At 60.9% G+C, this 6,086-nt stretch carries 6 protein-coding genes; 5 read left to right on the top strand and 1 reads right to left on the bottom strand.

The features are described 5' to 3' along the window. Positions 1-93 precede the first annotated feature (93 nt). Complete coding sequence (locus tag KO516_RS04370; RefSeq protein WP_216002593.1) at positions 94-348, top strand: hypothetical protein; 255 nt, start codon at positions 94-96, stop codon at positions 346-348. Positions 349-720: 372 nt separating this feature from the next. Here the strand turns inward: KO516_RS04370 and KO516_RS04365 are convergent, their stop codons facing one another. After that, entirely contained in the window at positions 721-1,800 is a 1,080-nt protein-coding gene (locus KO516_RS04365; protein ID WP_216002592.1) for a tyrosine-type recombinase/integrase, read from the bottom strand. A 339-nt stretch (positions 1,801-2,139) separates the two neighbouring features. Here KO516_RS04365 and KO516_RS04360 point away from each other — a divergent pair, with 339 nt between their 5' ends. The 4 genes from KO516_RS04360 to KO516_RS04345 all read left to right on the top strand — a co-directional run. Then, positions 2,140-2,826: a GntR family transcriptional regulator gene (locus KO516_RS04360; protein ID WP_216002591.1), complete on the top strand. Its 687-nt coding sequence runs from the start codon at positions 2,140-2,142 to the stop codon at positions 2,824-2,826. A 103-nt stretch (positions 2,827-2,929) separates the two neighbouring features. Further along, a complete protein-coding gene (locus KO516_RS04355; RefSeq protein WP_216002590.1) occupies positions 2,930-3,844 on the top strand; it encodes a 3-hydroxyacyl-CoA dehydrogenase family protein in 915 nt (304 codons plus the stop codon). Between the two features lie 53 nt (positions 3,845-3,897). Next, the gene (locus tag KO516_RS04350; protein WP_216002589.1) at positions 3,898-5,277 is read left to right on the top strand and encodes a short-chain fatty acid transporter; all 1,380 of its coding nucleotides are present in this window, start codon (positions 3,898-3,900) and stop codon (positions 5,275-5,277) included. Between the two features lie 60 nt (positions 5,278-5,337). Further along, the coding region (locus KO516_RS04345) for a fumarylacetoacetate hydrolase family protein (protein WP_216002588.1) at positions 5,338-6,086 on the top strand (749 nt) is incomplete at its 3' end.

Here is a 6,086-nt window from a genome sequence, read left to right as displayed (position 1 = left end):
TTTCGCGGGGGGCAGGTCAGCTGGACGCCCCTGAGTCGGCATCAAATGTGCCAAAGTAGCGAGCGTTGAAGCACCGCTACGAGCGGAACTTCCATGACCAAGATTCGCGTCAATGGCTTGGACTTGGCCAAGAACCCATTTCCGATCCACGGTGCCGGTTCAAATGGGACGGTCATTTTGCCTCGCAAGCTGTCGCGCGCGCAAGGCAAAGATGCTGGTTGCGGTGGCATTGGCCAACCGCATGGCCCGAGCGGCCTAGGGGCTGATGCGCGAAGGGGCGGGGGGCTGGTCGAACTCGCGCGGGCCGATGGGAAGAACAGTGGCCTGCAAACCCGCACCATAGACTGAAGACGACCTGACCGACAAAAGCCATCATGAGGCGCAGCACTTGTGACCTCGCAGAGAGCCGGACGGACTATAGGCTTTCCTGCTTAACAGGGCGCAATCCGAGAACCGGCTCGCTGCAGCCATGAGAGGCTGCAACTTCGAGACCGGACACACGATCGCGGCTGATCAAATGCCTGATCGTGCCGAAGATCCTGCTTGCATTCATGGGGGGCATCCATACACAGCCCGATCTGTGCAGGATGATCCCGTTTCATTCACCGAGGGCGGCAATTTTTCATTGCCAGGTCTTGGTGGTACTTTTCAACTCATAGGTCCTGCACCAGCTCGTGCTGCTGTGGCTGTTATCCGGTCCGGCGGGGTGGGGCGCTGTGTTCAGAGCCCCGCGGCTTTGGTGAGGTTGACGCGGAAGCGGTCGCGGCGGCGTTGGTAGCGGCGGGTCATTTCGGCGGAGGCGTGGCCGAGGTGTTTTTGCACGTGGCGCTCGTCGACCTCGGCGGAACTGGCCAGACCAGCGCGCAGGGAATGCCCTGAGAACAAGGCGAGGCGTTCGGCCTCGGGCAGCTCGGGGCGCAGACCGGCCTCCAGCACGGTGCGCTTGATCAGTCGGGCCACGTGCCGGTCGTTGAGCCGGGTCTGCAGCGCGCGGGTTCCATCCCGCGATGTCGCCACGAAGATCGGCCCGAAATCGATCTTGGCGAAATGCAGCCATTGCTCCAGCGCCTGCACCGGGCAGGTCAGATCCGACGACCCACGCCCGACCTCGACCTCGCGCCAGCCAGTCTTGGCGTTCAGCGTCAGCAGAGCGCCGCCCGCCATGATCTCGACCCAGCCGCGGCTGTCCGGGGTGTCGTCCTTGTGGACATCGAGCCCGACGATTTCCGAGCGCCGCAAGCCGCCGGCATAGCCCAGCAGCAGCATCGCCCGGTCTCGCAGCCCGCGCAGATCATAGGGCAGGGTGGCTGTCATGGCGCGGATATCCTCGGGGAGGATCGCGGCCTTCTGCACCGGCGGGCGGGCATGTCGGCGCTTGATGCCGGCCAGCACCGTGGCGATATGGCGGTTCTTGCGATCGAGGGCGAAGCCGCGCTGTGCGTAGTTCCATGTCAGGCCCGACAGGCGGCGATCGATGGAGCTGACGGCGAGGGCCGGAGCGCGCCCGGACGGCGCGGCAAGATCGGCCAGATAGAGCCCGATCATCTCGGGGCAGGGCGGCAGCGGCTCGGTGCCCTTCCTCCGGCACCAGCGGCTGAACTGCGCCCAGTCTTTTCTGTAGGCCTTGAGGGTGTTGTCGGAGGCCGCGGCGCGGGCATAATCGCGCGCGGTGTCGACGAGCCGGTCCAATGCACCCGATCCCGCCACATGGGCGGGCAGGGTGAGAGCCTCGCGGGGCGCCGGAGCCTCCTTGCCGAGGGACGCATCTGGTGCTGATGATTTGTCCGTCTCGGAGGTCATGTTTCCCCGCAAACCCGTTGCGTTTCGTGCCGGGCGGCAAGCGGTCCCTTCATGTCTGATAAGGCAAACTTATTGGACCTAATAGCGAAGCGCAAGATGCGGCGGTTTTGGCGGGATATATAGGCGCAAAACGCCGTTTATGGTCGATGCAGCTCGGTCCGGGAGGGCTGGACCGCGTCGACGCAGGTCTGATCGACCTACCGGAGGAGCAGCAGCAGGATGCGGGATGGTGTGCGACGGCAGCATGACCTCCGGTTCACTGGCTTTCTATCATGGCGGAAAATATAGTTTTGCACAAAAGATAAAATTATGCATAAAAATGTCAGAGGGAGGCAGCGCATGGCAGAATCACCAATCCGTACGGAGGGCGTTACGCTTGCAGAGCGTGCGGAGCAGATGTTGCAGCAGGACATCATCTCAGGCGCGCATGAACCAGGTGCCCGCTTGGCAGTGACCGAACTGGCCAATCGATATGGCGTCAGTTCCAGTCCGATCCGGGAAGCGCTGTCGCGGCTTGCAGCGCGCAACATGGTGGCCGCCGTTGGGCGGCGGGGCTTTCGCGTTCAAGCGTTGAGCTACGAAGATCTGGCCGACATTACCCGAGTGAGGGTCATGGTGGAACGGGAGGCTCTGCTTTTGTCCATGCGTTGCGGCGGGGACGTCTGGGAAGCCGATGTGATCGGAGCGCTGCACCGACTACGGCTGAACGTTCAGCGGGCGGGTGCGCAGTTCGGGCAGGGCGGTGAGGAGTTCGACCGGCTGCATCATGGGTTTCACGCCGCGTTGATCAGTGGGTGTGGATCTGTGCGCCTTATCGATATGGCGGATGATCTTTACAATCAGGCCTTCCGGTATCGGCAGATCAACATGCAGGGCATGGCTGACGCCGAGAGCTTTATCGGGATGCATGAAGTGCTGGCCAAGGCGGCGACGGGGCGTGATGAGGACCGCGCCTTTGCCCTTTTGCGGGCGCATCTGAATTCAACGCTGATGAACGTCTATCCCGAAGGCTCCCCGCAAGCCTGAGCGGTTCAAGCTGACGCCCTGATCCACGTCAGACAAGTTACGAAAGGATCCGCCATGCAATGTGGCGGATTGGTGGGATCGTGCCTGATCCAAGGGAGGGAATATGAAACACATTGAGACAATCGCCGTCATTGGTGCGGGAACCATGGGGCACGGCATCGCGGAAACCTTTGCCATCCATGGCCATGACGTGCGGGTCTATGATCCCGATCCGGCAATGCGCGAAAAGGCGTTGAGTGCCATTCGGTCGGAACTGGGCCTGTTGGTCGAAACCGGGCAAGTGGCGGCGGCGGATGTCGAGGGGATCCTTGGTCGGATTTCCTATGCCGGGGAACTGGAGACAGCGGTTGCGGCTGCGGATTTCGTGATCGAGGCCATCCCCGAGGATATCACGCTGAAGCGGGCGCTGTTTGCAAATCTTGATCAGTTTTGCGCACCGGGAACGATCCTTGCCAGCAATACGTCAAGCCTGGATCTGCAAGAGATGATTGTCGATCTGCCACAGGCGCGGCAGGCCGATTGCATGATCTGCCATTGGTACAATCCTGCCCATCTGGTGCCGTTGGTGGAGCTGTCGGACTTTGGCGGCACGGCGGCAGCGCAGCTGGAACGGGTAGAAGCCTTGTTGCAGAGCTGCGGAAAGAAAACGATCCGCGTTCTCAGGAACCTGCCGGGGCTGATCGCCAACCGGATCCAACAGGGCATCGCGCGCGAAGTCTTTGCCTTGATCGAAGCGGGCGCGGCATCGCCGGAAGATATCGACAATGCGCTGAAATACGGCCCTGCCTTTCGCTACGCGACGACCGGTCAGCTGGAGATCGCGGATTTCGGCGGCATCGATATCTGGTGCGCCGTGGGGGACAATCTGCTGCCGCAGATCAGTGCCGCGCAGGAGGCCAACGATCTGCTGCGACGCAAGATTGCCGAGAACAAGCTGGGTTTGAAAACCGGGGAGGGGTTTTTTCACTACGGCGAAGGGCGCAGCGTGGAGGTACGCGCGACTTCCACAAGCGACTGATCCGACAGCTATCGACACTGAACGAAACCTGAAAACTCTCTGGGAGGAGAACCATGAGCCTGTACGATATCGAGCGCGCCGAAGGAGGGTCATTGCTTTGGCGGATGTCCAAGAAATTCGACTTTGCCGCAGAAAGGATCATTCCGGACCCGCTTGTCTTCTGCATGATTTTTACCGTGGTCATCTTTGGCGCCGGGGTACTGGTGACCGGCAATGGCCCTCTGACCATGGCCCAATTCTGGTACGACGGAATCTGGTCGCAGGCGGCGTTCGCCTTCCAGATGGCTTTCATGGTGGTCTGCTGTGCTGTGACGGCGCGCTCTGCGCAGGTCAGCCGCGGGCTTGATCTGCTGGCCGGTGTTGTGCGGCGTCCCGCCACGGCGGTTCTGTTGCTGATGGTGTTTGGCTATCTCGCAAGCTTCGTAAACTGGGCTTTCGCGCTGATCGTCACGCCGGTCCTTGCCATGGCGCTGAGCCAGCGCATCCGGGGGCTGCATTTCCCGATGCTGATTGCCGCGGGCTATTCGACAATGATCCTTGGCCAGTGCCTCAGCCCGACGGGCACGATCTATGCGCTGCTGGCCGGAGATCATCCGATGGCCGACAAGATCGGCGTGATTCCGCAGACGGTGACCACCTACAACCCGATGAACATCGTGATCTGGGTGCTCTTGGCGGGGCTGACAACGCTGATCGCCATGATGACCCGCCCATCGGATCATGAAGTGGTCGAGTTCAACCAGGAGGTTACGCCCAACGTCGCGCCCACCCCCGAAACAGAGGATCATACCGGCTCGATTGCGGAACGGCTGAATGGCAGCCGGGTGCTGATGTGGGCGATCGGAACGCTTGGTGCGGTGATGATTGGCTTTACCGTGGCCCGCAACGGGTTGTTTGCCTCGCTCTCGCTCAGCTTCGTGATCTTTGTCTTTCTGATCGCAAATTTCTTTCTCTACAACACGCCGGCCCGGTTCATCGCAGCCTATCGCGAAAACCTGAAACTGGCGACAGATGTGATGATCCAGTTCCCGTTTTATGGCGGGATCGCGGGAATGATGGCAAATTCAGGTTTGGCCACGGTCGTCGTCGGGTTCTTTGCCTCGATTTCGACGGCAAACACGCTGCCGTTTTTCACCTACCTGTCCAGTTCATTGGTGAACTTGTTCATACCGTCACAGGGGGGACAGTGGATCGTGCAGGGGGAAATCACCGTTGACGCTGCCATTCAAACCGGTGCCGATCTGCCCCTGATCATCAACGCCTTCGTCTATGGAGATCAGGCCACGAACCTGCTGCAACCGTTGTATGTGATCCCGGCACTGGCGGTGGTGGGTATGCGGCTGCGCGATGTCTGGGGGTACATGGCGTTTCTCTGGAGTATCTGGTTTGCCGTGACCTCGATCCTCCTCTTGTCCGTTTCGTTTTTTCTGTGACGTCTTGGTCCGGCGGCAAGGGTCGCCGGACGTTTCTAAACATAAAAGGACCATATCCGGATGCTTGGTTATCCCGAACTCGATCACACGAATGACGCTACCGCCCGATCCTGGGTCGAAAGCGCCAATCTTGAGGCGACCGATTTTCCCATTCAGAATCTGCCGTTGGGCATTTTTTCCCCGGCAGATGGCGCCGCCCGTGCCGGTGTGGCCATCGGGGACCGTGTTCTGGACCTTTCTGCTGCCTGGGATCTTGGCTTGCTGGGCGCGGCGGTGCCGCGGGCTCTCTTGGCAAGCGACGGCTTGAACGGCCTGTTTGCCGAAGGCCACGAAACGGGGCTGGCCCTGCGCCACGCGGTCTTTGCCCTGCTTGAATCCTCTGACGGGATAGGAGGCAAGGCTCATGCAGACCAGATCCTGCATGACATGGCATCGGTGACGCTTCATCGGCCCGTGCGAGTTGCGAATTACACCGATTTCTACGCGGGCATTCACCATGCGGTCCGCGCAGGGGGGCTGTTGCAACCGGAAAATCCATTGCCCGACAACTACAAGTGGGTGCCCATCGGCTACCACGGGCGCGCCTCGACGGTCTGTGCGTCCGGTACCGGGATTCGTCGGCCGTTGGGGCAATTCCAACCTAGCAACGGGGCGAGGGAACCAGAGTTCGGCCCCTGTCGGGAACTGGACCTCGAGCTTGAAATGGCCGTGTATGTCGGACGTCCCACCGAGTGGGGGCAGCCGTTGGACATCGAAGGCGCGGCAGAACATGTGGCGGGTTTTGGCCTGCTTAGGGTCAGGATGCATTG

The organism is Citreicella sp. C3M06 (assembly GCF_018860705.1).
GTDB lineage: Bacteria > Pseudomonadota > Alphaproteobacteria > Rhodobacterales > Rhodobacteraceae > Salipiger.
This window is presented reverse-complemented; position numbering and strand designations above follow the sequence as displayed.